General features: G+C 71.5%; 22 protein-coding genes. 6 read left to right on the forward strand and 16 right to left on the reverse strand.

Features of this window, described 5'->3' with window-relative positions; translation table 11 throughout:
* Window positions 1-42: 42 nt before the first annotated feature.
* Both ACIPYW_RS14540 and aroA read right to left on the reverse strand, forming a co-directional pair.
* Complete coding sequence (locus ACIPYW_RS14540; protein WP_400414694.1) at window positions 43-1,221, reverse strand: acyl-CoA dehydrogenase family protein; 1,179 nt, start codon at window positions 1,219-1,221, stop codon at window positions 43-45.
* Window positions 1,218-4,421, reverse strand: a complete 3,204-nt coding sequence (gene aroA / locus ACIPYW_RS14545) for a 3-phosphoshikimate 1-carboxyvinyltransferase (RefSeq protein ID WP_400414696.1) — start codon at window positions 4,419-4,421, stop codon at window positions 1,218-1,220. The genes ACIPYW_RS14540 and aroA overlap by 4 nt, the downstream gene beginning before the upstream one ends.
* A gap of 125 nt (window positions 4,422-4,546) precedes the next feature.
* Between aroA and ACIPYW_RS14550 the strand changes: the two genes are divergently transcribed.
* Window positions 4,547-5,677, forward strand: coding sequence for a glutamate--cysteine ligase (locus ACIPYW_RS14550; RefSeq protein ID WP_290131454.1), 1,131 nt, complete (start codon window positions 4,547-4,549; stop codon window positions 5,675-5,677).
* Between the two features lie 113 nt (window positions 5,678-5,790).
* Here the strand turns inward: ACIPYW_RS14550 and ffh are convergent, their stop codons facing one another.
* Window positions 5,791-7,356, reverse strand: a complete 1,566-nt coding sequence (gene ffh / locus ACIPYW_RS14555) for a signal recognition particle protein (protein ID WP_400414699.1) — start codon at window positions 7,354-7,356, stop codon at window positions 5,791-5,793.
* Between the two features lie 95 nt (window positions 7,357-7,451).
* On the opposite strand from ffh, the gene lipB reads away from it, so the two are divergent.
* Window positions 7,452-8,207, forward strand: coding sequence for a lipoyl(octanoyl) transferase LipB (gene lipB / locus ACIPYW_RS14560; protein WP_400414701.1), 756 nt, complete (start codon window positions 7,452-7,454; stop codon window positions 8,205-8,207).
* A complete protein-coding gene (gene lipA, locus ACIPYW_RS14565) occupies window positions 8,204-9,187 on the forward strand; it encodes a lipoyl synthase (protein ID WP_400414704.1) in 984 nt (327 codons plus the stop codon). Before lipB ends, lipA begins: the two co-directional genes overlap by 4 nt.
* Window positions 9,188-9,429: 242 nt before the next feature.
* On the opposite strand, the gene ACIPYW_RS14570 is transcribed toward lipA, so the two are convergent.
* On the reverse strand, window positions 9,430-9,588 hold the full coding sequence (locus tag ACIPYW_RS14570; protein ID WP_141399257.1) for a DUF4175 domain-containing protein: 159 nt from the start codon (window positions 9,586-9,588) through the stop codon (window positions 9,430-9,432).
* 118 nt (window positions 9,589-9,706) lie between these two features.
* Window positions 9,707-10,576: a signal recognition particle-docking protein FtsY gene (ftsY, locus tag ACIPYW_RS14575; protein ID WP_400414707.1), complete on the reverse strand. Its 870-nt coding sequence runs from the start codon at window positions 10,574-10,576 to the stop codon at window positions 9,707-9,709.
* A gap of 208 nt (window positions 10,577-10,784) precedes the next feature.
* On the opposite strand from ftsY, the gene ACIPYW_RS14580 reads away from it, so the two are divergent.
* Complete coding sequence (locus ACIPYW_RS14580) at window positions 10,785-11,810, forward strand: TerC family protein (RefSeq protein WP_400414710.1); 1,026 nt, start codon at window positions 10,785-10,787, stop codon at window positions 11,808-11,810.
* A gap of 181 nt (window positions 11,811-11,991) precedes the next feature.
* Here the strand turns inward: ACIPYW_RS14580 and ACIPYW_RS14585 are convergent, their stop codons facing one another.
* The 7 genes from ACIPYW_RS14585 to ACIPYW_RS14615 all read right to left on the reverse strand — a co-directional run bounded on the left by ACIPYW_RS14585 (window position 11,992) and on the right by ACIPYW_RS14615 (window position 21,216).
* On the reverse strand, window positions 11,992-15,735 hold the full coding sequence (locus ACIPYW_RS14585; RefSeq protein ID WP_400414712.1) for a chromosome segregation SMC family protein: 3,744 nt from the start codon (window positions 15,733-15,735) through the stop codon (window positions 11,992-11,994).
* 65 nt (window positions 15,736-15,800) lie between these two features.
* On the reverse strand, window positions 15,801-16,772 hold the full coding sequence (gene mutM / locus ACIPYW_RS14590) for a bifunctional DNA-formamidopyrimidine glycosylase/DNA-(apurinic or apyrimidinic site) lyase (protein WP_400414714.1): 972 nt from the start codon (window positions 16,770-16,772) through the stop codon (window positions 15,801-15,803).
* 3 nt (window positions 16,773-16,775) lie between these two features.
* Window positions 16,776-17,546: a ribonuclease III gene (gene rnc / locus ACIPYW_RS14595; RefSeq protein ID WP_400414717.1), complete on the reverse strand. Its 771-nt coding sequence runs from the start codon at window positions 17,544-17,546 to the stop codon at window positions 16,776-16,778.
* Window positions 17,547-17,559: 13 nt separating this feature from the next.
* Complete coding sequence (gene rpmF / locus ACIPYW_RS14600; RefSeq protein WP_022905230.1) at window positions 17,560-17,763, reverse strand: 50S ribosomal protein L32; 204 nt, start codon at window positions 17,761-17,763, stop codon at window positions 17,560-17,562.
* A gap of 44 nt (window positions 17,764-17,807) precedes the next feature.
* Complete coding sequence (locus ACIPYW_RS14605; RefSeq protein ID WP_400414720.1) at window positions 17,808-18,380, reverse strand: YceD family protein; 573 nt, start codon at window positions 18,378-18,380, stop codon at window positions 17,808-17,810.
* 73 nt (window positions 18,381-18,453) lie between these two features.
* The gene (gene coaD / locus ACIPYW_RS14610; RefSeq protein ID WP_400414722.1) at window positions 18,454-18,948 is read right to left on the reverse strand and encodes a pantetheine-phosphate adenylyltransferase; all 495 of its coding nucleotides are present in this window, start codon (window positions 18,946-18,948) and stop codon (window positions 18,454-18,456) included.
* 33 nt (window positions 18,949-18,981) lie between these two features.
* Complete coding sequence (locus ACIPYW_RS14615) at window positions 18,982-21,216, reverse strand: ATP-dependent DNA helicase RecG (RefSeq protein WP_400414723.1); 2,235 nt, start codon at window positions 21,214-21,216, stop codon at window positions 18,982-18,984.
* A 96-nt stretch (window positions 21,217-21,312) separates the two neighbouring features.
* Between ACIPYW_RS14615 and ACIPYW_RS14620 the strand changes: the two genes are divergently transcribed.
* The gene (locus ACIPYW_RS14620) at window positions 21,313-21,876 is read left to right on the forward strand and encodes an RsmD family RNA methyltransferase (RefSeq protein WP_400414725.1); all 564 of its coding nucleotides are present in this window, start codon (window positions 21,313-21,315) and stop codon (window positions 21,874-21,876) included.
* A 123-nt stretch (window positions 21,877-21,999) separates the two neighbouring features.
* Here the strand turns inward: ACIPYW_RS14620 and thiL are convergent, their stop codons facing one another.
* On the reverse strand, window positions 22,000-22,995 hold the full coding sequence (gene thiL / locus ACIPYW_RS14625; RefSeq protein WP_400414727.1) for a thiamine-phosphate kinase: 996 nt from the start codon (window positions 22,993-22,995) through the stop codon (window positions 22,000-22,002).
* Between the two features lie 24 nt (window positions 22,996-23,019).
* On the opposite strand from thiL, the gene ACIPYW_RS14630 reads away from it, so the two are divergent.
* The gene (locus ACIPYW_RS14630; RefSeq protein ID WP_400414729.1) at window positions 23,020-23,505 is read left to right on the forward strand and encodes a DUF3515 family protein; all 486 of its coding nucleotides are present in this window, start codon (window positions 23,020-23,022) and stop codon (window positions 23,503-23,505) included.
* A 190-nt stretch (window positions 23,506-23,695) separates the two neighbouring features.
* Here the strand turns inward: ACIPYW_RS14630 and ACIPYW_RS14635 are convergent, their stop codons facing one another.
* The 3 genes from ACIPYW_RS14635 to ACIPYW_RS14645 form a co-directional block, all read right to left on the reverse strand.
* Entirely contained in the window at window positions 23,696-24,781 is a 1,086-nt protein-coding gene (locus ACIPYW_RS14635; protein WP_400414731.1) for a D-alanine--D-alanine ligase family protein, read from the reverse strand.
* A 29-nt stretch (window positions 24,782-24,810) separates the two neighbouring features.
* Window positions 24,811-25,824, reverse strand: coding sequence for an NAD(P)H-dependent glycerol-3-phosphate dehydrogenase (locus ACIPYW_RS14640; RefSeq protein WP_400414841.1), 1,014 nt, complete (start codon window positions 25,822-25,824; stop codon window positions 24,811-24,813).
* 91 nt (window positions 25,825-25,915) lie between these two features.
* Window positions 25,916-26,734 (reverse strand): 1-acyl-sn-glycerol-3-phosphate acyltransferase, encoded by an 819-nt coding sequence (locus tag ACIPYW_RS14645; protein ID WP_290131438.1) that lies wholly within the window; start codon window positions 26,732-26,734, stop codon window positions 25,916-25,918.
* Window positions 26,735-26,738: the final 4 nt, after the last annotated feature.

Below are 26,738 nucleotides of genomic sequence, written 5' to 3' on the forward strand. Positions count from 1 at the left end.
GCGGGCCCGCACCGCGCCTCCAGGCCGTCGTGTGGTTGCGGATCAGAACCCGGCCTGGCCGGTGACGACGGCGCGGCCGACGACCAGCTTCTGGATCTCGTTGGTGCCCTCCTCGAAGCGCTGCGCGCGCGCGTCGCGGTAGACGCGCTCGATCGCGTTGCGCTTCCAGTAGCCCTGGCCGCCGTGCACCTGCAGTGCCTTGTCGGTCACCCGGGCGAGCATGTCGACCGCGACCATCTTCGAGGCGCTCGAGAGCGTGCCGGCGTCGGGACGGCCCTCCTCGTAGGCGCGAGCGGCCTCGAGCACGAGAGCGCGGGCGGCGGCGATGTCGGCGTAGTTCTCGGCCAGGTAGAACTGGATCGCCTGACGGCTGGAGAGCTTCTTGCCGAAGGTCTCGCGTTCGTTCGCGTACGCGACCGCGAGTTCGTTCGCCCGCTCGGCGAGGCCGACGGCACTCATCGCGACCGAGACGCGGCTCGGCAGGAGGAAGCCGCCGAGGGCGACCTCGAGGCCCTGGCCCTCCGCGCCGAGGCGGGCGGAGGCGGGGATCGGGGTCTCGGTGAAGCGGAGGATCGCGTGGTCGGTGCCGCGGATGCCCATCGTGTCGGAGTCGTCGACCACCTCGGCGCCGGGCAGGCCGGAGTTCGGCATGAGGAACGCGACGGTGCCGTCCTGGCCGGAGGTGCCCTCGAGGCGGGCGGCGATGAGCCAGTGGTCGGCCTTGACGCCGAACGTGATGAGGTGCTTCTCGCCGTTCATCACGTACGTGTCGCCCTCGCGACGGACGGTCGTGCGGATGTCCGCTCCGGTGCCGGCCGTGGCCTCGGTGAGCGTGAACGCGACGAGGGAGTCCCCCGCGACGCTCGGCTTCACGACCTGCTCGATCTGCTCCGGCGTCGCGTAGGGCGCCATGGCGCGCCAGGTGCCGTTGATCACGTGCACGAGCATGCGGATCGAGGCGTGCGAGCGGGAGACGATCTCCATGACCTCGAGGTACTTCGAGAACGGGATCCCCGCGCCACCGAGCTCCGGCGGTGCGGCGAGGCTGAGCCAGCCGTTCTCCTTGAGCTCCTGGAACAGCTCGGGGGCGACCCGGCCGGTGCGCTCGATCTCCTCGGCCCACTCCTCACCGCGGCCGCGCACCCACGCGGTCACTTCGGCCTTGAGCTGCTCGAAGGCCGCTTCGTCGAAGGCCTCGGTCGTCTGCTCGACGATCGTCATCGTGTCTCGTTCTCCTTCGTGGTGGTGGGGGCGTCCGCGACGAGTTCCGCAGCGCGGTCGCGCAGCACGTTCTTCTGCACCTTCCCGACCGCGTTCCGCGGCAGCTCGTCGATGTACTCGAGCCGCTCCGGCCAGTAGTACTTGCTCACGCCCGCGTTGTCGAGGTACCGCTGCATCCCCCGGTGGTCGAGCCGCTCCCCCGCCGCCGGCACGACGAAGGCGCAGGCACGTTCACCGAGGCGCTCGTCGGGCATCGCCACGATCGCGACGTCGGTGACGAGGGGGTGCTGGTAGAGGAGGTTCTCGATCTCCACGACCGGGATCTTCTCGCCACCGCGGTTGATGACGTCCTTGACGCGCCCGGTGATCGAGAGGAAGCCCTTCTCGTCGACCGTCGCGAGGTCGCCCGTGCGGTACCAGCCGTCCTCGGTGAAGACGTCGTCGGTGAGGTCCGGACGGTCGAGGTAGCCGTCGAACATCGTCGGCGAGTGCAGCTCGAAGTTGCCCTCGGTGCCGGCGGGGAGCTCGTGGCCCTCGTCGTCGACGATGCGGATCCGGATGCCCGGCAGCGCCCGGCCGTCGTGCCCGTACGCGTCGGCCGGGTCGTCGGACGGACTGGACAGCGCCCCGAGGCAGGTCTCGCTCGTGCCGAACGCCCCGAGGATCGCACTCCCGAGCACCGTGCTCGCCCGCTGCGCCAGGGCCCGCGGCACCGCGGCACCCGTCGGGACGAAGACGCGCAGGCTCTCGGGTGCGGGTGCTCCGTCCTCGACGAGGTCGACGAGGTCGGTCAGGAACGGTGTCGCGCACTGCACGAACGACGCCTTCGCGACACCGAACGCCTGCTCGAGCGCGACCCGGCCGTCCCACACCGGCTGGATGACCTGCGGAGCACCGAGCCGGAACGCGAGCAGCATGCCGTACAGGAACCCGGTCTGGTGGGCGAGCGGCGACGGGATGTAGATCCGGTCGTCGGCGGTGAGCCCGGACTGCGCGACGTGCATCGCGGTCGCGAGGCCGAGCGTCCGGTGGGGGTGCTGGACGCCCTTCGGCTCGCCGGTGGTGCCCGACGTGAAGAGGAGCTGGCAGACGTCGTCGGGCCCGGGCGCGTTCGCACGGATCTGGTCGACGTCCACCTGCACCGAGCCGAGCGCGGTGTCGAACCAGCGCCAGTTCCAGGCGCTCGCCGCGACCCGCTCGGCCGCGTCGGCGGGCAGCGGCGGCTGGTCGTTCGGTACGTCGCCCTGGCCGCGGGCCTCGGCACGGAGCACGACGACGTGCTCGACCGACAGCCGCCGCCGCTGTGCCCGCGCTTCGTCGACCACGTCGAGGAGCTCGAGGGCCGGGCGGCGCTTGCGGAACACGTTCGGCAGGAACACCACGCGGGCCTTCGAGCGGGCGAGCGTCATGGTGGTCTCTCGGGGACCGAAGACCGGCATGATCGGGGTCGCGACGGCACCGATCTGGATCGCACCGAGTGTGATGGACACGAACTCGCGCCAGTTCGGCAGCTGCATCGCGACGGACTCGCCCCGCCGGACGCCGAGTTCGAGCAGGAGCGCCGAGACGCGGTCGGCCTCGTCCTGCAGTTGCTTCCAGGTGGTCTCGACGGGGACTGCGCCGCCGACCTCGACGACCGCGAGGCCGTCCGGGTCCTGTTCGGACAGCGCCCGGACCTTCTCGCTGAGGACGAGCGGGTCGGCGTCGACCCCGGCCGGCTCGGGGAGGTCGGGGGACGTCGCGAGCGCGGCGTCCGGCGCGTCCTGCGTGGCGGGCGTGCCGGTGTCCTCACCGAGGTCGGTCGGCTCGGAGGTGGTGGCGTCCATCCGGTCGTCCCGGTCGGCACGGGCCAGCAGGGCGTCACCGACCTCCATGTCGAGACCGACGCCGTTCATCGCCTCGAGGAAGGTCGGGTACGAGATGCGGTAGGCGCGCGGGTACGTCAGGGAGCTCGTGCCCTCGGCCTTCGACGCGGCGACGGCGAGGGACATGAGCACGCGGTGGTCGTTGAAGGAGGACATCGGGGAGCCGTGCAGCCCGCCGGGGCGGACTCCGGTCACGCGCAGTTCGTCGGCACCCTGCTCGGCGCGGCCGCCCATGCGGTTGAGCTGGAGCATCGCGGCGACGCGGTCGGACTCCTTCAGCCGGATGTGCGCGACGTTCCAGAGGCGGGTCGTGCCCTCGGCGAAGGTCGCCATCGTGGACAGGACGGGCAGGAGGTCCGGGATCGGCCGGCAGTCGATGTCGAGGGCCCGGAGCGGCGACCCGTCGTGCTGGATCCGCACGAAGCCGGTCGCCTCGTCGATCCGCATCGGCACCCCCATCGCGGCGGCGAGGTCGAGGAACTCGCTCTCCGGGTGGTCGGTCTCCGCCGTGGTGGTCGCCCGCATGCCCCGGAGCAGCAGGTCCGACTCGCGGATGCCGGCGGCCGCGATCCCGAACGCCGCCGAACCGATGTCCGGCGGGATGACGTAGTCGTGCGGGGTCGCCTGCTGCCCGGCCGGGATCCGGTACTCGAGCCAGTCGTCGGAGACCTCGACGGTGAGCCCGAACTCGCGCATCATCCGGACGGTCAGCTCGACGTACGGCTGCTCGTTCAACCGACCGCCCGTGACGTGGACCCGGGTCTCCTGCTCGGCGAAGGGCGCGACGAGGAGCAGCCCGGAGATCCACTGCGACAGCGTGCCGGCGATCGAGACGTCGCCGCCTCGGGGTCGCCTCGGCTGGACCGTGACCGGTGGGCAGTCGTTCGTCGCCTCGAGGTCGATGCCCATCTGCGTGAGCGAGGCGAGCAGGGCACCGATCGGCCGGCGTTGGAAGTACTTCATGCCGACGAGCGTCATCGGGCGATCGGCCAGCGAGGCGAGCCCGGTCATGAAGTACAGCGTCGTACCGGAGGACCCCATGTTGAGGATCCCGTCCGCGCCGCGCGAGCCGTGGTCGACGACGTCCGTCGCCGCGTAGCGGCCGCCGAGGCCGGTGACGTGGTACTCGTCCCCTCGACGCTTGACGTCGACGCCGAGGGCCCGGAGCGTGCCGACGGTCCACTCGACCTGCCGGGTGGAACTGATACCGGAGACGACGCTCGTCCCCTTCGCGAGTGATGCCAGCACCAGCGCCCGGTGCGCGTGGTACTTGGAGACCGGGACGTCGATCTCCCCGACGAGTGGTGCGGACGAACCGCGCACGACCAACTGCATGCGGACCTCTTCCCTGTGAGCGATTCCACGGTAGTACCGTGATGGAACAACTTGGTGGAGCGAGGTGCACGACCGGTGACGGCGTTCCTTGTGCATGTCCGACAACCGACCGGCAGGATGGCCGCATGGACATCCGCTTCACAGAGTCCCACCCGTCGACCATCGGTGTCGAGTGGGAACTCCCCCTGGTCGACCGGGACACCGGCGACCTCACCCCCCGGGCCCCGGCGGTGATCAGGGCGGTGCAGGAGCGGCTCGGTGATCCGGACAAGGTCACCGAGGAGCTCCTGACGAACACCGTCGAGGTCGTCACCGGCGTGCACACCACCGTCGAGGGCGCCACGTCCGAGCTCTCCGGGATCATCGGCGAGGTGATCGACGCCGCCGAGCCCCTCGACGCCCAGGTCATGTGCTCCGGCACGCATCCGTTCGCGCTGTGGGACCAGCAGGAGATCACGGCGGACAGCGAGCACTACAACACGCTCATCGACCGCACGCGCTGGTGGGGCCGGCAGATGCTCATCTGGGGCGTGCACGTGCACGTCGGGATCGACGACCGCGACAAGGCGGTGCCGATCATGAACGCGATGCTCGCCTACGTGCCGCACCTGCAGGCGTTCACCGCGTCGAGCCCGTTCTGGGCCGGCACCGACACCGGCTACGCCTCGAACCGTGCACTCATGTTCCAGCAGCTGCCGACGGGCGGACTGCCGCCGGGCATCGACGACTGGAGCGGCTTCGAGACCGTCGTCGACGACCTCACCAAGACCGGCGTGATCGACGGGTTCAAGGACCTCCGCTGGGACATCCGTCCCTCACCGGGCTGGGGCACGCTCGAGAACCGGGTGTCCGACGGCATCTCGACCCTGCACGAGGTCGGCGCGGTCACCGCCTTCGTCCAGTGCCTCGTCACCGCGCTGTCGGACCGGCTCGACCGCGGCGAGGTCCTGCCGTCGATGCAGCAGTGGTTCATCCGTGAGAACAAGTGGCGCGCGGCCCGCTACGGCATGGAGGCGGAGATCATCACCAACGCCGCCGGCGACGAACGGCTCGTCACCGACGAGGTGCACGACCTCGTCGAGCGCCTCGACCCGATCGCGGAGCGGCTCGGCTGCCAGCAGGAGCTGCACCACCTCGACACGATGATCGAGCAGGGGGCGTCGTACCAGCGGCAGCTCCAGGTCGCGCGCGAGAACGGCGGGGACCTCCGCGCCGTCGTCCGCCACCTGGTCACCGAGCTGCGCGACTCGCTCTAGACGCCACCAGACAGACGGACGGGAGGCCCGTGGCGAATCCGCCACGGGCCTCCCGTCCGCTCCGGGTCGCGTCAGCGACCTCGCGTCAGCGACCTCGCGTCAGCGACCTCGCGTCAGCGGCCGAGGAACTTCTGCAGCGACTGCATCTCTTCCTCGGTGGGCGCCTTCGGGTTCTTCGCGTTGGCACCACCGAAGCCGAAACCGGAGCCCTGCGGCGCCTGCTGCTGCGGCTGCGCCGCCGCACCCGACGCGAGCGCGGCGCGCTTCGCGGGGTTGCCGACCTTCTTCTTCTTCGCACCGCCCTGCTGCTGCTGCTTCTTCTTGCCGCCGTGCATGCCCGGGATGGGACCCATGCCCGGCATCTGCGGCACGCCACCGCGGGCGACGGTCTTCATCATCTTCGCCGCCTGCTCGAAGCGGTTCACGAGGGCGTTGACCTCGGTCACTGTGGTCCCCGAACCCTTCGCGATGCGGAGACGACGCGAGCCGTTGAGGAGCTTCGGGAGCTGGCGCTCCTGCTTCGTCATCGACTGGATGATCGCCTCGGTCCGGACGATCTCGCCCTCGTCGAAGTTGTCGAGCGCCTCGCGCATGCCCTTCGCGCCCGGGAGCATGCCGAGCATGCCCTTGATGGAGCCGGCCTTGCGGAGCTGCTGCATCTGGCCGAGGAAGTCGTCCAGCGTGAACGAGTCGCTCGCGATCTTCTCGGCGACCGCGCGAGCTTCCTCTTCGTCGAACGCCTGCTGGGCCTGCTCGATGAGCGAGAGGATGTCGCCGAGGTCGAGGATGCGGCTCGCCATGCGGTCCGGGTGGAACGGCTCGAAGTCGTCGAGCCCCTCGCCCGTGGACGCGAACATGATCGGGCGGCCGGTGATGCTCGCGACCGAGAGGGCCGCACCACCGCGGGCGTCACCGTCGAGCTTGGACAGGACGACGCCGGTGAAGTCCACTCCCTCTTGGAAGGCGCGGGCCGTGGCCACCGCGTCCTGACCGATCATCGCGTCGATGACGAACAGGACCTCGTCCGGGTCGACGGCCTTGCGGATGTTCGCGGCCTGCTTCATCAGCTCGGCGTCCACACCGAGGCGACCGGCGGTGTCGACGATGACGGTGTCGTACTGCTGGTCGACCGCGGCCTTGATCGCGTTCTTCGCGACCTTCACCGGGTCGCCGACGCCGTTGCCGGGCTCCGGGGCGAAGACGTGCACGCCGGCCTGCTCGCCCACGACCTGCAGCTGCTGCACGGCGTTCGGACGCTGGAGGTCGGCCGCGACGAGCATCGGGGTGTGGCCGTCCTTCTTGAGCCACTTGCCGAGCTTGCCCGCGAGCGTCGTCTTGCCCGCACCCTGGAGGCCCGCGAGCATGATGACCGTCGGCGGACGCTTCGCGAACTCGAGGCGGCGCTGCTGCCCGCCGAGGATGCCGACGAGTTCCTCGTTGACGATCTGGACGACCTGCTGCGCCGGGTTGAGCGCCTTGTTCACCTCGTCCGAGAGCGCACGCTCGCGGATGGAGGCGGTGAAGGACTTGACGACCTCGAGCGCGACGTCGGCGTCGAGGAGCGCCCGTCGGATCTCGCGGACGGTGCCGTCGACGTCGGACGGGGACAGGCGACCCTTGCTCCGCAGGTTGCGGAAGGTCTCTGTCAGCCGGTCGGAGAGTGAACCGAATTGCGCCATGATCCGTCGATTCTACAAGGCGACCACCGACCGTCCCGACCGAGGGGGGAAGCGGTTGTTGTACGGCGTCCAGAAACTGCCGTACGCTGACGCTCATGCCGGAACTCGAGATCGTCCGGGTGCCGGGGCTGCTCGCCTACGCAGAAGGCCTCGCACTGCAACAGCGCCTCCGCGCCGACGTCGTGGCCGGTCGCTCCCCCGACGCGCTCGTCCTTTGCGAGCACCCGTCCGTGTACACCACGGGGCGCCGCACCGAGCCGAGCGACCTGCCCACCGACGGCTCCCTGGTGGTCGAGGTCGACCGCGGCGGCCGCATCACCTGGCACGGCCCCGGGCAGCTCGTGGCCTACCCGATCGTCCGGCTGGCTCGGCCGATCGACGTCGTGGCGTGGGTGCGCGACCTCGAACAGGTCCTCATCGACGCGGCCGCCGCCGTGGGTGTCGCAGCCCAACGGGTCGACGGCCGCAGCGGGGCCTGGGTTCCCCGTCCCGACGGCTCGAACCACGACAAGGTCGGTGCCATCGGCCTGCACGTGGCGGAGGGCGTCACGAGTCACGGGATCGCGATCAACTGCGACAACGCCCTCGACGCCTACGCCGCGATCGTCCCGTGCGGCATCGCCGACGCCGGGGTCACGACCCTGAGTCGCGCGGCCGGACGTCCCGTCACCGTCGACGCCGTCGCCGGTCTCGTCGCACCGCTCGTGCAGGCGGCCCTCGACGGCATGCACGCAGGCCGACGGATCGCATCAGCCGGCCACCCCGCCAGCCCAGACCGGTCAGCCGGTGGCGAGCCGCGCCTCCCGTCCGACCCGGACCGCACCACCGACCTGCAGGAGGTCCCCGCATGACGCTCGCTCCCGAAGGCCGCCGCCTGCTCCGCGTCGAGGCCCGGAACGCCGAGACCCCGATCGAGACGAAGCCCGCGTGGATCAAGACCCGCGCCACCCAGGGCCCGGAGTTCCGCGACCTGTCCGCCCTCGTCAGGGACAAGCAGCTCCACACCGTCTGCCAGGAGGCCGGCTGCCCGAACATCTTCGAGTGCTGGGAGGACCGCGAGGCGACGTTCCTCATCGGCGGCTCGCAGTGCACCCGGCGGTGCGACTTCTGCCAGATCGACACCGGCAAGCCGAGCCCGCTCGACCGTGGGGAGCCCCGGCGCGTCGCGGACTCGGTCGTGTCGATGGGCCTCAAGTACGCGACCGTGACCGGTGTCGCCCGGGACGACCTCGACGACGGCGGCGCCTGGCTCTACGCCGAGACGATCCGGCAGATCCACGAGCACTCCCCCGGCACCGGCGTCGAGATCCTCGTGCCGGACTTCAACGGCCAGCCGGACCAGCTCGGCCAGGTGTTCGACGCCCGCCCCGAGGTGTTCGCCCACAACGTCGAGACGGTCCCGCGGATCTTCAAGCGGATCCGCCCCGCATTCCGCTTCGAGCGCTCGCTCGACGTCATCACGCAGGGCCGCGACGCCGGTCTCGTGACGAAGTCGAACCTCATCCTCGGTATGGGCGAGGAGCGGCACGAGGTCATCGACGCGCTCGAGCAGCTGTACGAGGCCGGCACGGACATCATCACGCTGACCCAGTACCTCCGGCCGTCGCCGCGGCACCTGCCGGTCGCGCGCTGGGTGAGCCCTGCGGAGTTCGTCGACCTCCGCGAGATCGCCGAGGACATGGGGTTCGCGGGCGTGCTCGCGGGACCGCTGGTGCGGTCGTCCTACCGGGCCGGGCGCCTCTGGGCGCGTGCGACGGTGGCGCGGGGCGGTTCGGTGCCGGAGCACCTGTCCCACCTGCTGGAGGCCCCGGCCGGCCGTCAGGCCGTCTGAGGCCCGGGGCGCGCGGGCGCGGGGCGCGGGGCGATGGGTCCCGCGAAAGCGACAGGAGCACGTGGACGGCCGGGCGCACACAGTCGCTCTCGCGAAAGCGACAGTGCTCGCAGCACGAAAGCGACAGGACCACGCGAACGGTGCAGCGCAAACTGTCGCTTTCGCGAACGCGCGAGACCACAGAACGGACGGGAGGCGCGGTGCCAGCTGGCAACGCGCCTCCCGTCCGTCAGAGGGTCGCGTCAGGCGCGACCGCGGATGCTCCGGAGCAGCCACCCGATGATCGCGAGGATCACGATCACCAGGCCCACCCAGAGCAGGAACTTGAGGGCACCGACGAAGATGCCGCTGAAGAGCAGGACGAGGCCGACGATGATCGCGATGATCAGCAGTGCGGGCATGGGGGTCTCCAATCCCTGGAACGAGACCGAGCGGGTGCCCGGGCCGACCGAGACGCTACTCGTCACCAGGTGACCGCGTTCGCGGACGGGTGTCGCGCAGCCGCCCAGACGGTGATCCTCAGCCGACGAGGTTCTGCACGAACACGTGCGGCGTGAAGCCCGTGAGGTCGTTGATGCCCTCGCCCTGCCCGATGAGCTTGATCGGGATGCCGGTCTTCTCCTGGACGCTCAGCACGAACCCGGCCTTCGCGGAGCCGTCGAGCTTCGTGATGACGAGCCCGGTGACGCCCGCGCCCTCGATGAAGGCCTGTGCCTGCGCGAGCCCGTTCTGCCCCGTCGTGGCGTCGAGCACGAGGAGCACCTCGGCGATCTCGGTCTGCTTCTCGACCACGCGCTTGATCTTCGACAGCTCGTCCATCAGCCCGGCCTTGGTGTGCAGCCGACCCGCGGTGTCGATGACGACGATCTCGGTGCCCTCGCGCATCGCCTTCTCGACCGTCTGGTACGCCACGGAGGCGGGGTCCTGCCCGGGCTGCGCGGGCCGCACGACGTCGACGCCGGCGCGCTCCGCCCACGTCGCGACCTGCTCCACCGCGGCCGCACGGAAGGTGTCCGCCGCGCCGACCACGACGGTGCGGTCGTACGTCTTGAGGAACTTCGCGAACTTGCCGATGGTGGTGGTCTTCCCGACGCCGTTCACGCCGACGACGAGCACGACGGCCGGCCGGTTGCTGAGCTTCAGCGTGGTGTCGAGTTCGGACAGCCGTTCCTCGAGGACCTCGCGGAGCATGCGCTGCAGGTCGGCGGGGTCCGTCGTGCCGTAGCGGTCGACGCGCTCGTGGAGGTCCTCGATGATCGCCTCGGAGATGTCCGGGCCGAAGTCGGCGCCGATGAGCGCGGTCTCGAGGTCGTCCCACGTGGTCTCGTCGATCGTCTTGCGCTGGAACAGCCCGCGCAGCCGGGAGGACAGTGACCAGGAACTCGCCATGTTCCCAGCTTAGAGCGCGACGGGTGTGCGCCGTGCCCGGTATCCTCGACTCCTGAAGGGGAGTATTCCTCCTCGGTGACCTCGTCAGTACGGTCCGGAACGATCCGGACCCGGGGCACCGGCCCCCGGCCCGACACACGGACCGACGGGTGGAAGAGACCTTCAGGCTCCTGCGCGCGCTGCGCGCTCTTGACCTGAAGGGAAACCCGTGGACGTCCCCATCCTCGTCTGGTTGATCACCATCGCCGGCATCCTCGGCCTGCTGATCTTCGACTTCTACTCGCACGTGCGCACACCGCACGTCCCGCACATCAAGGAATCGGCGTTCTGGTCCGCGTTCTACGTCGGCCTCGCCATCCTGTTCGGTGTCGGCATCCTCGTCTTCGGCGGCGGGCAGGCCGGTGGCGAGTACTTCGCCGGCTGGCTGACCGAGAAGGCGCTGTCGGTCGACAACCTCTTCGTCTTCCTCATCATCATGACGAGCTTCGCGGTGCCGAAGGAGTACCAGCAGAAGGTCCTGCTGGTGGGCGTCGCGATCGCCCTCGTGGCCCGCGGTGTGTTCATCGCCCTCGGCGTCACGATCATCGAGAACTTCTCGTGGGTGTTCTACCTGTTCGGCGCACTGCTGTTCTGGCTCGCCTGGTCGCAGGCGAAGGGCGGCGGGCACGACGACTCCGAGGGCGACTCGAAGCTCATCCGGACGCTCCGCAAGGTGATCCCGACGACCGACGACTACCACGGCGACAAGCTCACCGCGAAGATCGACGGCAAGCGCCTCTTCACCCCGATGCTGCTCGTCATGGTCGCGATCGGCCTCACGGACGTGCTCTTCGCCCTCGACTCGATCCCGGCGATCTTCGGTCTGACGCAGGACGCCTTCATCGTGTTCACCGCGAACGCGTTCTCGCTCCTGGGTCTGCGCCAGCTCTACTTCCTCATCGCCGGACTGCTCGAGCGCCTCATCTACCTCGGCCAGGGCCTGGCCGTCATCCTCGCCTTCATCGGCGTGAAGCTCGTGTTCCACGCGATGCACGTCAACGAGCTGCCGTTCATCAACGGCGGTGAGCACATCGAGTGGGCCCCCGAGATCCCCATCTGGTTCTCGCTGAGCTTCATCGCGCTGACGATCGCGGTCGCGACGGTCGCCTCGCTGGTGGTCTCGAAGAAGCGGCAGGAGCGCGGGCTCACCCCGACGGGGCAGCCGAAGGAGGCCGTGGAGGCCGACGCGAAGTAGTCGTCACCCTCTGACGGACGGGCGCGCCCCGCTCAGCGGCAACGCGAAGCGTTGGGCGGGGCGCGCCCGTCCGTCAGGTGCGCGGCCGGGAGCCCGCGCGCGCCGAGTCTCCGCCTGGGCGACAGTTCTCGCCCTCCCGAGCGCGAGTACTGTCGCTCAGCGCGAGTCTCGGCCCCGGCCGCTACGCGACCGCGTCCGCCGGCTCCGCTGATCGGGCCTGCACGCGCTGCCCGACCACGGCGGACACGCCGTCCTGCCGCATCGACACGCCGTACAACGCGTCCGCGATCTCCATCGTCCGCTTCTGGTGCGTGATGACGATGAGCTGCGACGCCTCCCGGAGCCGCTCGAACACGGTCAGGAGCCGCCCGAGGTTCGCGTCGTCGAGCGCCGCCTCGACCTCGTCCATGATGTAGAACGGCGACGGGCGCGCGGTGAAGATCGCGACGAGGAGCGCCACCGCCGCCAGGGACCGCTCCCCGCCGGACAGCAGGGTCAGCCGGTCGATCTTCTTCCCGGCGGGCTTCACCTGCACGTCGATACCGGTCGCGAGCAGGTCGTCCGGGTTCGTCAGCGTGATCGACCCCGAGCCACCCGGGAAGAGGATCGGGAAGATGACGTCGAAGGCCTCGCGGGTGTCGTGGAACGCGGCCTCGAAGATGGTCTGCATCTTCTGGTCGAGCTCCTCGATGATCGTCATGAGGTCCGTCCGGGTCTTCTGCAGGTCCTCGAGCTGCTCGGCGAGGAACGCGTGCCGCTGCTCGAGCGCCTGGAACTCCTCGAGTGCGAGCGGGTTCACCTTGCCGAGCTGGCCGAGGTCGCGCTCGGCTGCCTTCAGCCGACGCTCCTGCTCGGCCCGGACGTACGGGACGGTCTCGACCGCGTCGGGGTCGACGTCGTCGGTGGCGTCGTACTCGGGCAGGGCCGGACCACCGGGGAGGGTGGACTCGGCGTCGACGAGGACCGCATCGGCCTCGTCCTCGTCAACCCTGACCGGCTCGGCCTCGTCGTCCGGGGTCACCGCAGGGGCTGCCGCTGCGGCCCGCGCTCGCTCGGCCTCCCGGTGCTTCCGCGCGAGCACCCGCGGGTCCACGAGCACGTCGACGGGGACCGGCACGTGCGGACCGTACTCGGCCACGAGGACCGCCTCGACCAGCCCGAGTTCGCTCTGCGCCCGGTCGAGGATGCCCGACACGTGCAGCTTCTTCTCGTAGATCTCCATCTCGAGGGAGTGCACGCCGTCGGTCAGGGTCTGGAGGCGGTCGCGGAGTTCGCGTTCCTCGTTCCGGATCGTCTGCAGCTCGGTGTTGCGCTTCGACCGCTCGGACTCCTCGTTCGCGAGGCGCACGCGGGCCTCGGCGAGCGACCGGTCGACCGCACCGAGCACACCGGGGAGATCGGCGAGGACCCCCTCGGCGACGGCGATCTGTCCGCGTCGGACGACGGCGCGTCGGGCGGCTTCCTCCGCCGCGGCCCGCTCGGCCCGGAGCTGGCGCTCGAGGCCGGCGGCCCGGTTCCGTTCGGCCCGCACCCGCTCGCGCACCGTCTCCACCTGGATGCGCTGCTCGATCTCGGCCGCACGGGCCGCCTCGAGTGCGTCCAGCAGGGCCGGACGTCCGGACGCGTCGACCGTCGGCCGCGGCTGGTCGGTGAACGCCGCGAGGGCCGCGTCGGCCTCGGCGAGCACGGCCTCGGCGGACTCGACCGCACCGTCCGTCTCGGCAAGGGCTGCTCGGAGACGGTCGACCTCGGCCGCCGCGTTCTCGGCGCGCGCCCGCGACGACGCGCTGCTGCGGTCGTACTCGGCTGCGGCCTTCGCGTGCGCGCGGGACGCCTGGTCGGCCTCCTCCGCCCGGCGTCTCGTCTCGTCGACGGCGGCACGAGCGGCCTGGAGGCGCGTGCCGGCGTCCTCGACGTCGCTCGCGACCGCGTCCCGCCGGGTCACGGCTGCGTCGCGCTCCGCGACGAGCTCGATGCGGCTGGTCATCCGCTCCCCGCCGCCCGTGACCCGGACGGCCCGGACGACGTCACCGGACCGCGTGACGACCGTGGCCTGCGGGGCGGCGGTGAGCACGGCCTCCAGGTCGACGTCCTCGTCCACCGCGATCAGTGTGGCCCGCAGTATCGCGGCGATCGCCGGGGGTCCCTGCACGAGGTCGACGGCGCGGCGGACCCCGGCGGGGAGCCGGTCGGGCAGCGTCCCCGCGCCGGCGGAGGCGGCCGGGTCGGGATCCGCGACCACCACGTCGACGCGCCCGAGGTCCGCGGTCCGAGCGTGCTCGACGGCGTCGAGCGCGACCGCCCGGTCCGCTGCGAGCACGGCGTCGGCGAGTCCGTCGAGGGCGACGGCGACCGCGCCCTCGTAGCCGGGCTCGACGGTGAGGCTGTCCGCGAGCCGGCCGGCGATGCCGGCACGGCCGGCCTCGATGAGGGCCTGCGACCCGTCGCGGACGTCGATCGACATCGCGAGGGCCGTGACCCGGGCGTCGAGCGCGTCCCGCTCGCGTTCGAGGGCGTGGAGTCGGTCGCGGAGCTCGTCGCGCGTCGTCTGGGCTGCCTGCTGCTGCTCGCGGGTGGTCGTGACGGCGGCGGTCAGCGCAGCGTCGTCGACACCCTCGGACGGGTCGGCCCCGATGTCGGCGAGGGCCGCGGCGGCACGCTCGGCGCGGTCGGTCGCCTCGGCCAGCGCGCGTTCGCGGCGCTCCCGGTCGGCCACCGCCGAGCCGCGCTCGGACCGGGCGACGTCGACGGCGGACGCCAGCCGCTGTGCCTCGAGGTCGTGCTGCGAGACCAGGGCGGCCTGGGCGGCGATCTGCTCGTCGAGGGCGTCGAGCGCGGCCCGCGCTTCCTGCACCCGGGCCGCGGCGGCACCGGAGTCGGCGGCCATCTCCTCGGCGCGGGTCTCGAGCCGGTCGGCCTCGTCGCGGACGGACTGCACACGCTCCGGTGTCACCGTCGGACCCTGCTGCGGGGCGTCGGCCTGCTGCGCGAGGAACATCAGGCGCTGGTTCGCGAGGCTCGACAGGCCGCGGAGCCGTTCCTGGACGCTCTCCAGCCGGTGCACCACCGTGCGGGCACGGTCGACGTCGTCGCCGACCATGCTCTGCTCGACCTGCTGCTGCCGGGCGCGGGTGCGGTCGAGGCGTTCCTGCAGCACGATGCGCTCGGACTTCCGGCCGGTCTCGACCTCGAGGTGCTCGTGGAGCTCCCGCCGGAGCCGGACCACGTCGTCGGCGAGGATGCGCGCCTTGGCGTCCCGGGCGACGGCCGCGACCGACTGGGCCTTCCGCGCGACCTCGGCTTGTCGTCCGAGCGGCTTGAGCTGTCGGCGGATCTCCCCCGCGAGGTCGGACAGCCGCGTGAGGTTCGTCTGCATCGCCTCGAGCTTGCGGAGCGTCTTCTCCTTGCGGCGGCGGTGCTTGAGGATGCCCGCGGCCTCCTCGATGAACCCCCTCCGGTCCTCCGGGGTGGCGTGCAGCACCTTGTCGAGCTGCCCCTGGCCGACGATGACGTGCATCTCCCGCCCGAGGCCGGTGTCGCTGAGGAGCTCCTGCACGTCGAGCAGGCGGCAGTTCTCGCCGTTGATGGCGTACTCGCTCCCGCCGTTGCGGAAGAGGGTGCGGGAGATCGTCACCTCGGAGTACTCGATCGGCAGCAGGCCGTCGGTGTTGTCGATCGTCAGGAGCACCTGCGCGCGACCGAGCGGACCGCGGGTCGAGGTGCCGGCGAAGATGACGTCCTCCATCTTGCCGCCGCGGAGGGTCTTCGCGCCCTGCTCCCCCATCACCCACGCGAGGGCGTCGACCACGTTCGACTTGCCGGAACCGTTCGGCCCGACGATGCACGTGACACCGGGCTCGAACGCGAACGTCGTCGGCTGCGCGAAGGACTTGAACCCCTTGATGGTCAGGCTCTTCAAGTACATGCGGTCTCCGGGCGGTCTGCTGCGCTGCTGCGGGCTGTGCTGCTGGCTGTGCTGCTGCGGGCAGGCTAACGCCTGCGGGCGCGGGGGCGCGGTTGGCACACGGGGCAGATGTGGCTCGACCGGTTCATGAAGGCCTCACGGACGATCGTCGTGCCGCACCGGGGGCACGGCTTCCCCTGCTGTCCGTAGACGTTGAGCCGCTGCGAGAAGTACCCGGACTGCCCGTTCACGTTGACGTACTGCGCGTCGAAGCTCGTGCCGCCGTCCTCGAGTGCCCGCCCGAGGACGCTCCGGACCTCGGTCAGGACCGTACGGAGGTCCGCCCGGGTCAGGCGCTCCGCGGGTCGGTCGTAGTGGAGCTTCGCGGCCCACAGCGACTCGTCGGCGTAGATGTTGCCGATGCCGCTCACGACGCCCTGGTCAAGCAGCACACGTTTGATCCCGCTCGCGCGCTTCCGCGCCGCCGCGATGAAGCGGTCGTCGTCGAACGCCGGGTCGAGCGGGTCGCGCGCGATGTGCGACACCTGGTGCGGGATGCTCCGACGCCACGGCGCAGCCGGGTTCGTCTCGTCGACGTGCCCGGCGTGACCAGCGGGAGCGCCGTCGACGGTCGGCACCATCGGGTCGAGCGCCATCGAGCCGAAGGTGCGCTGGTCGACGAACTCGAGCTGCACGGGGGCCTCGGGAACCCCGTCGCGATCGGTGCCCGTCGGCTGCACGTCGATCAGGATGCGCCGGTGCTTCGCCGCGGGTCGGTCGCGACCGAGGAGCACCTGGCCGGACATGCCGAGGTGTGTGACGAGCGCCTCGGGCCGTTCGCCCTCGTGTTCGGGGCGCAGCGGGAACCAGAGGAACTTGCCGCGTCGGACGGCCGCGGCGATGGTGCGACCGGTGAGGCGGTCGGCGAAGTCCTCCGCCGGGCCGTCGTGCCGGGTGAGTGCGCGGTCGTCGACGACGTCCACGTGGAGCACGCGGGCACCGCTGACGGCGGGTTCGAGGCCGGCGCGGACGACCTCGACCTCGGGGAGCTCGGGCACCGGTTACGCGGTCCGGGCCGCGCTGTCGGCGTCGGCACCTGCGCGCGGCGAGCCGTCGCGGCCGGATAGCTTCGTCCAGGCCTGGAGCGCTGCGGCCATCTCGGCAGCCTTCTTGCTCGATCCGGCGCCGGCGGAGACGTCCTCGCCCTGCAGCACCACGGTGGCGTGGAAGGTCTTGTCGTGATCAGGACCCTCTTCGGTGACCCGGTACGCGGGGTTGCCGAGCGCGAGCGTCGCAGCGAGCTCCTGCAGGCTCGTCTTCGGGTCCATCGCCGCACCGAAGCGGTCCGGGTCGACCAGGAGCGGCTCGACCAGGCGGAGCACGAGTTCGGTCGCCGGGTCGGGACCCGCGGAGAGGTACGTCGCACCGATCACGGCCTCGACGGTGTCGGCGAGGATCGACGACTTGTCACGGCCGCCGGTCTGTTCCTCGCCCTTGCCGAGGCGGAGGTACTGACCGAGCCCGATCATGCGGGCGATCTCGGCGAGGGCGACCGTCGAGACGAGGCTCGCACGGCGCTTGGCCAGCTCGCCCTCGTCGAGGTCGGGGAACGACCGGAAGAGCTTCACGGTCACGGCCTGGCCGAGGATCGAGTCGCCGAGGAACTCGAGCCGCTCGTTGTGCCCGATGCCACCGTGCTCGTACGCGTACGAGCGGTGCGTCAGGGCGAGTTGGAGCAGCTCGAGGTCGATGTCGACGGCGAGCTGCCCGCGCAGACGAACGACGTCCGGCCCCACGGGGCGGGACCCCGTGGCGCCGGACGTCGTGGTCATGCGTTCGGTCCGATCAGACGTCGGCGACCTTGCGGCCCTTGTACTCCATGTACAGCGGGGTGCCGGCCGAGTCCTCGACGACCTTCGCACGGTGCGGGAGGCTGTAGGTGACCTTGCCGTTCTCGATCGTCTTCACGAGCTGGACCGGCGCGGCCTTCCACTGCGAACGACGGGCGTGCGTGTTGGCACGGGACTGCTTGCGCTTGGGAACGGCCATGGTGGTTCTCTTTCGGTTGGTCGGTGGTCAGTGGCGAGGGCGGTTCAGGCCGACGTGCGGCCGTCGCCCTCGGGGCTCTGGTCAGGGGTGTTGCTGTCGTCGGTCGGCTGGAAACCGCTCAGGGCGGCCCAGCGCGGGTCCAGGACCTCGCGAGGGGTGTGTTCCTCGAGGTCAGCCAGACGCTCACCCGTCTCCGGGTCGAGGCCTGGGCAGTCCGGTCGGCAGACCGGCTGGAACGGCAGCGACAGCACCACCGCATCTCGAACGACCGGTTCGCAGTCCACGTGGTCATCGCGAACGAAGAAGTCGAAATCCTCCGAGACATCGTACGCGAAGAGCTCCGCGAAATCGACCTCGACGGGTTCGCTGATCTCGATCAGGCACCGGGAGCACTCCCCGAACGCCTCGGCCGACGCGTGTCCGGACACGAGGACGCCCTCGCGCAGCCCCTCGAGGCGGACGTCGAGGTGCATCGGCGCGCCCTGACGGACGGAGATGACCCCGGCACCCATCGCGTCCGGCACCTCGACGTCGAGCGAGTGCTCGCGCATCTCGCCCGGACGGTGCGCGAGGTCGCGCACGCGCAGGGCGTAGGGGCTGTTCACGGGGGAAGACACGATCGACAAGCCTAGCGGCATCCGGACGGTACGTCGAGGCGGGCGGCCCGCGTGTCCTCGCCGGATGCCCGGGTCAGCGGGCCGTCTGCTCCGACAGGGCGCGCGCCACCACCTCGGGCACGTACGGGGTGACATCGCCCCCGAGGGTCGCCACCTGCCGGATGAGCGAACTCGACACGTGGGCGCGTGATGCCTCGGGCAGCAGGAACACCGTCTCGACGTCGGCGAGGTGTCGGTTCATGATCGCCATCGGGGTCTCGTACGCGACGTCCTCGCCCGAGCGGACACCCTTCACGAGGACCGTCGCACCGACCTGCCGGCAGTAGTCCACCAGGAGCCCGGCGGTCCACTCTCCGACCCGCACGTTGTCCCGCACGCCGGTCTCGACGAGTGACTCCTCGATGAGCCGGACCCGCTCGGCGGCCTCGAACATCGCGGGCTTCTTGTCGGGGTTGTGCACCACGAGGACGTGGACCTCGTCGAACAGTCCCGCCGCACGCCCGATCACGTCGAGGTGCCCGAGGGTCACGGGGTCGAAGGAGCCGGGGACGACCGCGATCTGCGCCATGCCAGCGACCCTACCTGGCGCCCGGCAGACGGCTCAGTTCTTGCCGAGGAAGGCCGCGTCGGACTCGTCCAGGCGTCGGGCGAGGGCTTCCCGGAGCGCCGGGTGCCCCTCCAGCTCCGGGTCCGGCTCGAGGACACGCTCGGCTTCCTCGCGAGCGTCGACGATGAGGTCGGCGTGCTCGACGACGCGCAGCAGGTTGAGTGACGAACGACCGCCGGACTGCCGCTCGCCCAGTACATCGCCCTCGCGCCGGAGCTCGAGGTCGACCCGCGCGAGCTCGAACCCGTCGTCGGAGGCGGCCACGGCGTCGACGCGCTCCCGCGACGGGGACTCGGGCTCGGCCGTGGTCACGAGCAGGCACACGCCGGCGTACTGCCCGCGGCCGATGCGCCCACGGAGCTGGTGCAGCTGCGACACCCCGAACCGGTCGGCGTCGAGCACCGCCATCATCGAGGCGTTCGGCACGTCGACCCCGACCTCGATGACGGTCGTCGCGACGAGGACGTCGATGCCCCCTGCGGCGAAGATCGTCATGACGCGGTCCTTCTCGTCGGCGGTCATCCGCCCGTGCAGCACCTCGATGCGGCGGCCGTCGAGCACCGGCATCTGCCGCATGCGCTCCGCCGTCGCGAGCACCGTCGCCGGGGCGCGCTTCGGCGTGTCGTCGTCGGCCGGGGCCTCGGGTGCGGGTTCGCCGTCGTCCTCGGCGTGCACGTCGTCGATCGCCGGGCACACCACGAAGGCCTGACGCCCGGCGGCGAGCTCCTCGGCCATGCGCGACCAGATGCGCGTCTCCCAGCCGGGGTGCTCGGCGAGCCCGACGGTGAAGGTCTCGACGCCGGCGCGGCCCGACGGCACCCCGGCGATGGTGGAGACGTCGAGGTCGCCGAACACCGTCATCGCGACCGTGCGCGGGATCGGCGTGGCGGTGAGGACGAGGACGTGCGGCGGCGTCTGGCCCTTGGTGCGCAGGGCCTCGCGCTGCTCGACGCCGAAGCGGTGCTGCTCGTCGACCACCACGAGTCCGAGTTCGGCGAAGTCGACCCGGTCACCGAGGAGCGCGTGCGTCCCGACGACGAGCCGTGAGCTGCCGGACGCCGCCGCGAGCAAGGCACGTCGACGCTCGTCAGTCGACTGCGACCCGGTCAGGATCACCGGACGCAGCTCGGCCGCGAGGTCGGGCCCGAGGAACTTCACGATCGACCGCAGGTGCTGCGCGGCGAGGACCTCCGTCGGGGCGATGAGCGCCGACTGCCCGCCGGACTCCGCCACCGTGAGCATCGCCCTGATCGCCACGAGGGTCTTGCCGGATCCGACCTCGCCCTGGACCAGCCGGTGCATCGGCCAGGTGCCGGCCAGGTCCGACGCGATCTCGGCCCCGACGGAGCGCTGGTCGTCGGTGAGCGTGAACGGCAGCGTCGCGTCGAAACGGTCGAGGATGCCGCCCGGCGACGCCGACCGCGAGGTCGACGCCACCGCGCGTGCGGCGATCCGGCGCTGCACGAGGGCGGTCTGCAGGACGAAGGCCTCGCGGTAGCGGAGGGCGTCCTGCGCGCGCTTGAAGTCCGCGACCTTCTCGGGTCGGTGCAGCAGTTCGAGCGCACGTCGGTAGGGGACGAGGTCGAGCCGGGCGCGGACGGACGCCGGGATCGGGTCGTCGAGGTCGGGCAGGGTGTCGAGCACCACGCCGATGGCCTTCGCGATCTGCCACGACGACAGCGACGCGGTGGCCGGGTAGATCGGGATCGGCTGCCGCGACCAGCGGATGGCCTCGTCCGAGCCGGGGTCGGCCAGCGAGCGGGGGTCGTCGCGGTCGAACAGCTCGTAGTCGGGGTGGGCGAGCTGCCGGGCACCGCGGTAGTCACCGACCTTGCCGGCGAAGACCCCGCGCGCCCCCGGCACGAGGTCCTTCGTGCGCCAGCCCTGGTTGAAGAACGTGAGCGTGAGCAGGCCCTTGCCGTCGCCGATCTTGGCTTCGAGGATGGACCCCCGACGGGCACGCATCGTGCGCTCGCGGACGTCGACGACCTCGGCGACGATGGTCACCGACTCGCCGATCGCGAGCGAGTCCAGCGCGGTCAGGGCGCCACGCTCGGCGTACCGGCGCGGCGCGTGCTCGAGGAGCTCCCCCACCGTGCGGTACCCGAAGGCCTTCTCGACGGCGCTCGCGGTCCGGCCGCCGAGCACGCTCGACAGTCGGGTGTCGAGCCCGCCGTCGGCAGACGGCGCGGGCGCGGCCGGGGCAGCGTTCGGACCGGTGGTGACCACACGACAACGCTACCCGGCACGACCGACGCGCACCGTGCCTCCAGGCCGGCCTGTGGAGAACGCCGGGGCGTCGTCGCGGGCCGGTACGGTGGCTGCATGACCCGCATCATCGCCGGCGCCGCAGGCTCCACGACGCTCCGGGTGCCGAAGTCCGGCACCCGGCCGACGAGCGACCGCGTGCGCGAGGCGCTGTTCTCGTCGCTCGAGTCGCGGGGGCTGGTCGACGACACGGCGGTGGCGGACCTCTACGCGGGCACGGGTGCCCTCGGGCTCGAGGCGGCGTCGCGCGGCGCGGTCGAGGTCGTCCTCGTCGACCGCGCGTCCGGCGCGGCGGCGGTGTGCAAGGAGAACGCCCGCGCGGTGCAGAAGCGCGTGCCTGGCGTGCGGATCGACGTGCACGCGCAACCCGCGCTCGGGTTCCTGCGGCAGACGGTGCGGACGTTCGACCTGGTGTTCATCGACCCGCCGTACGAGGTCACCGAGCACGAGATCGGCGAGGTGCTCGAGGCACTCGTGCCACGGCTGACGCGCGACGCCGTGGTCGTCGTGGAGCGCAGCAAGCGGTCCCCGGAGCCGACGTGGCCGGCGGGCCTCGAGCCGTTCAGCAAGCGCAGCTACGGGGAGACCGTCGCGTGGGAGGCCGTGGTCGCCGCCGTCTGAGCGTCACGCTCGTCGTGTGGCCGGCCTGGAGGCACGGGTCGGCTCCGCCTGCTCAGCTCGCCTCCGCCGACGGGACGGGACAGGTCGCAAGGCAGGTCGTGTCGCGCGCGGTGCGGGCGCAGCTCAGCCCGTCGCACCGTCCCAGTCCGCGTAGGGGTCCCAGCCGGTCGTCGGGACCGCTTCGCCGCCGCGGAGGACGTCGTGCCCGGCACGGTCCCGCACCTCCCCGACGCGGCGGAAGCCCCCGGGCAGGACGGCCTCGGCGGGGAACGTCGCGAGGAGCCCGTGGTCCTCGCCGCCGTGCAGGACGAACGCGTCCGGGACCGCCCGCGGATCGAGGTCGAGCGTCACCCGGCTCGCCCGCGCCAGCCGTCCACCGTCGATCGCCAGCCCGTCCGAGAGGTCCAGCATCGCGGTGGCGCCGGACTCCGCCGCGAGCACGCCGTCACCGATCGGCGGGACCGGGCGCCGCTGCCGGGCGACGTCCGGATCGGCGTCGGCACCGCTCGCGACCGTCGCGGTGCGCGAGGGCTCCCCGGCCCCGTCCACCCCGTCGCGGAAGAGCCGTGCGAGCCCGCGGCCGGCGCGGCCGAGCTCTCCGGACACCGCGACGACGTCACCGGGGCGTGCGCCCGACCGGAGCACCGGCGCGTGACCGGCGAGGTCACCGAACGCGGTGACCGCGACCGTGAACGTCGACGATGTGGAGAGGTCGCCGCCGACGACGCCGCAGCCGGGGGCGAGGGCCTCGACCGCGAGACGCACCCCGTCGGCGAACCGTTCGAGCACGGTCACCGGCGTGTCCTGCGGGGCCGCGAGCGCGATGACGAGCCCGGTCGGCCGGGCGCCCATCGCGGCGACGTCGGACAGGTTCGTCGCGGCGGCCTTCCAGCCGATGTCCTCCGGCGAGGACCACGCCCAGCGGAAGTCCGGGCCGTGCACCATCATGTCCGTGGTCACGACGTACCGGCCGTCGGGAGCGGCGAGGACCGCGCAGTCGTCACCCGGGCCGACGATCGGGGCGCCGACCGGGAGTCGTCGGACGATGCGGTCGAGGACGTCGAGCTCGCCGACCTCCCCAACGGTCGGTGCGGGCTGGTCCCGGTGCTGCGCGTCCACACGAGAACGGTAGCCTGGACGTCGATGGACACCGCTCGCCGCACCACCCGCACCACCGCGATCGTCGGTGTGGCGATCGCCCTCGCCGCCGGGCTCACCGGGTGCACGAACGCCGTCTCGATGACCGCGGCACCGTCCGCGAACGCCGCTGCGTGCGCCGACGCCCAGGTGCGGCTGCCGAGCGTCGTCGGCCAGGACGCCGCGCTGCGGAACACCGACGCCCAGTCGACCGCCGCGTGGGGCGACCCGGCTGTGGCGATCTACCACTGCGGCGTCGCGGTGCCGACCGTGTCCGACCTGCCGTGCTTCTCGAAGGGGTCGGTCGACTGGATCCGGGACGACCGTGGCGCGCAGATCGTGTACACGACCTTCGGCCGGTCTCCTGCGGTGCAGGTCGTCATCGAGTCCTCGAAGGCGACCGACCAGGTCCTGCAGGACATCGGGACCGCGGTGTCGACGCTGCCGAAGGACGGGCACCGATGCCTCGACCCGTCCGAGGTCAACGGCTGACGCACTCGCGGGTACGAGACTCGGCCGCGCCTGCACGAGTCTCGTCGTCATGGGCACGAGTCTCGTGGCCATGGGCACGAGTCTCGTGGCCAGCGACCGATCTCGTGCCGATGCGCGCGAGACCTGTCGCCCAGCACGAGACTCGGCTCGCGGCGTCCGGCCCGCCCGCGCCACCCCGGCCGGCGACGACTCAGCGAACGGCCGCGCGGCCCAGCTCGATGAGCTCGGTGACGAGCTCGCCGTACGAGACACCCGTGGCCGCCCAGCAGCGCGGGTACATCGACAGCGGCGTGAACCCCGGCATCGTGTTCACCTCGTTGACCACGAAGCCGTCGTCGGTCAGGAAGCAGTCGACCCGGGCGAGCCCGGCCCCGCCGACGGCCTCGAACGCTCGGGCACCGATGGAGCGGATCTCGTCGGTCTGCGGTTCGGTCAGGGGCGCCGGGCAGAGCAGCGACTCGTCGCCGCCGAGGTACTTCGACTCGAAGTCGTAGAAGCCGTCCTCCGGCACGACGATCTCGCCGGGGAGGCTCGTGCGCGGTACCCCGTCGCGGCCCTCGAGCACGGCGACCTCGACCTCGCGGCCGACCACCCGTGGTTCGACGATCACCTTCGAGTCGTGCTCGAACGCCAGGTCCATCGCGGCACCGAGCTGCGACGGCTCGTCCACCCGCGAGACGCCCATGCTCGAACCGGCCCGGGCGGGCTTCACGAACACCGGGAACCCGTGCGCGGCCACCGACTCGGCGACGTCCACCGGGTCGGACGCCCACTGCCGACGGAGCACGGTCGTCCACGGAGCGACCCGCAGGCCGGCGTGTTCGAGGACGGCCTTCGCCACGTGCTTGTCCATCGCCAGGGCGCTCGCGAGCACCCCGTCGCCGACGTACGGCAGGCCGGCGATCTCGAGCAGACCCTGGATCGTGCCGTCCTCGCCGAACGGACCGTGCAGGATCGGGAACACCACGTCGACGTCGGGCACCGTCGTGACGGTGCCGTCGGCGTGCGACACGACGAGGTCCCGCGACGCCGGGGAGGTCGGGAACGCCACCCGGGTGCCGTTGTCGAGGACCTCGGGCAGGTGGCGGTCGTGGATCGCCCAGCGCGCCGGGTCGTCGACCTGCAGGGTGAACGCGCCGTCCTTCGTGATCCCGATCGGCACGATGTCGTAGGCGTCCCGGTCGACGACGTCCATGATCCCGCCGGCGGTCACGCAACTGATCGCGTGCTCGCTGGAACGGCCGCCGAAGAGGACGGCGACGGTGGTCTTGGCCATGGAGGACCCCCTGGGTGGTCGCGGACCCGTCACTCGCCCTGGGGCTCGTCGGTCTCGGTGAGGTGCGGCGCGATGTTGCGCGGGTCGAGCCTACCGGCGAGGACCTCGCCCACCTGGCTGACGATGGGCATGTCGACGCCGTTCGCGGCCGCGAGCTCGAGGATCGGCGCGACGGACGCGAGCCCCTCGGCGGTCTGGTTCATCTGCCGGACGACCTCGTCGAAGCGGTAGCCCTGGCCGAGCAGACGGCCCGCGGTGTTGTTGCGGGACAGCGGCGACTGGCAGGTGGCGATGAGGTCTCCGAGGCCGGCCAGACCGGACAGCGTCGAGGGCTGCGCGCCGAGCGACACCGCGAACTCGGTCATCTCGGCGAGGCCGCGCGTGATGATCGAAGCCTTCGTGTTCTCGCCGTAGCCGACGCCGTCCACGATGCCGATGGCGACCGCGATGAGGTTCTTCAGCACACCGCCGAACTCGGTGCCGATCACGTCGGTGTTGATGAACGACCGGAAGTACGGGTTCGTGGCGACCGCGGCGACCGCGGTGGCGGTGTCGAGCGACGACGAGGACACGACGGCCGCGGTGGGCTGCCGGCGGGCGATCTCGAGGGCGAGGTTCGGACCGCTCGCGACGGCGATGCGGTCACGGTCGATGCCGAGCCCCTCGTGCAGGACCTCGCTCATCCGCAGCCCGGTGGCCTTCTCGACGCCCTTCATGAGGCTGACGACGGGGACCCCCTCGGGCAGGAGCGGCGCGATCGCGGCGAGGTTCGACCGCAGCGACTGCGACGGCACCGACACGTAGACCTGCTGTGCACCGTCGAGCACGGCGGACAGCGACGTCGAGGCGGTGAGCGTCCGTGGCAGGTTGATGCCCGGCAGGTACTCCGAGTTCCGCTTCGTCTCGGTGATCTCGCGCGCCACCTCGGGGCGACGCGCCCACACGATGGTGTCGGCCCCGCCCTCGGCGAGCACCTTCGCGAAGGTGGTCCCCCAGCTGCCGGCGCCGATCACGGCGACCCGCGGCTTGTCGGTCGTCTGCATGACCACGCGGATCGCTGCGGTGTCGACGGCTCCGGGCGCGGCGACCGCGGGGTCCGGGTGGTCCTCGTGCGGGCGGAGGCCCGGTCCCTGGTCACTCAAACTTGCCGGTCTCCTTCTGGTTGTTCGCGGCCGGGTCCCAGCGGGTCGCCGGCGCCTGCTCGCCGCGGAGCTCCTCGAGCAGCTCGGTGATGCGCTGCATGACGATCCCGGTCGCCTCGACGAGCATCTGCTGGTCGATCGGACGGCCGCGGTAGGCCGAGAGGTCGACCTCGTCGCCGACGATGACGTCGACACGGGTCGGCGGGAACAGCTTCAGCTTCTTCCCGTAGCGCGCCATGATCCCCTGCGTGCCCCAGTGGGCCATGGGGATGAGCGGCACGTCGTTCTCGAGGGCGATCCGGACCGCGCCGGTCTTCCCGCGCATCGGCCAGAGGTCGGGGTCACGGGTCAGCGTGCCCTCGGGGTAGACGATGATCGCACCGCCCTGCTCGATGACGGACTTGCCGCCGCCGAGCGGGTCGCTGAGCCGGGTCCGGCCGGAGCGTTCGACCGGGATCTGCCCCATGCCGGACATGAGCTTGCCGAACACCGGGACCTTGAACAGTGACGCCTTCGCGAGGAACCGCGGCGCGCGGCGGGACAGCCAGACGGCCGTGCCCACCACGAGCGGGTCGATGTTCGTGAAGTGGTTCGGTGCGAGCACGAAGGCGCCGCCCTCGGGCAGGCGCTTCGGCCCGTGCCAGTGGTAGCGCGCGGAGAACCGGAAGACCGGGATCACCACCGACGCGGTGATGCGGAACGCGGTGTTCAGCTCACCGCGGCGCCACCGGCGCCCAGGGTTGGGCAGACCGGTCGAGACCTGCGAGGCGGAGCCGCGCCGCGCCTCCAGGCCGTCACCCGAAGCAGCCACGACG

It is taken from the genome of Curtobacterium sp. NPDC089689, assembly GCF_044749145.1.
Lineage (GTDB): Bacteria > Actinomycetota > Actinomycetes > Actinomycetales > Microbacteriaceae > Curtobacterium.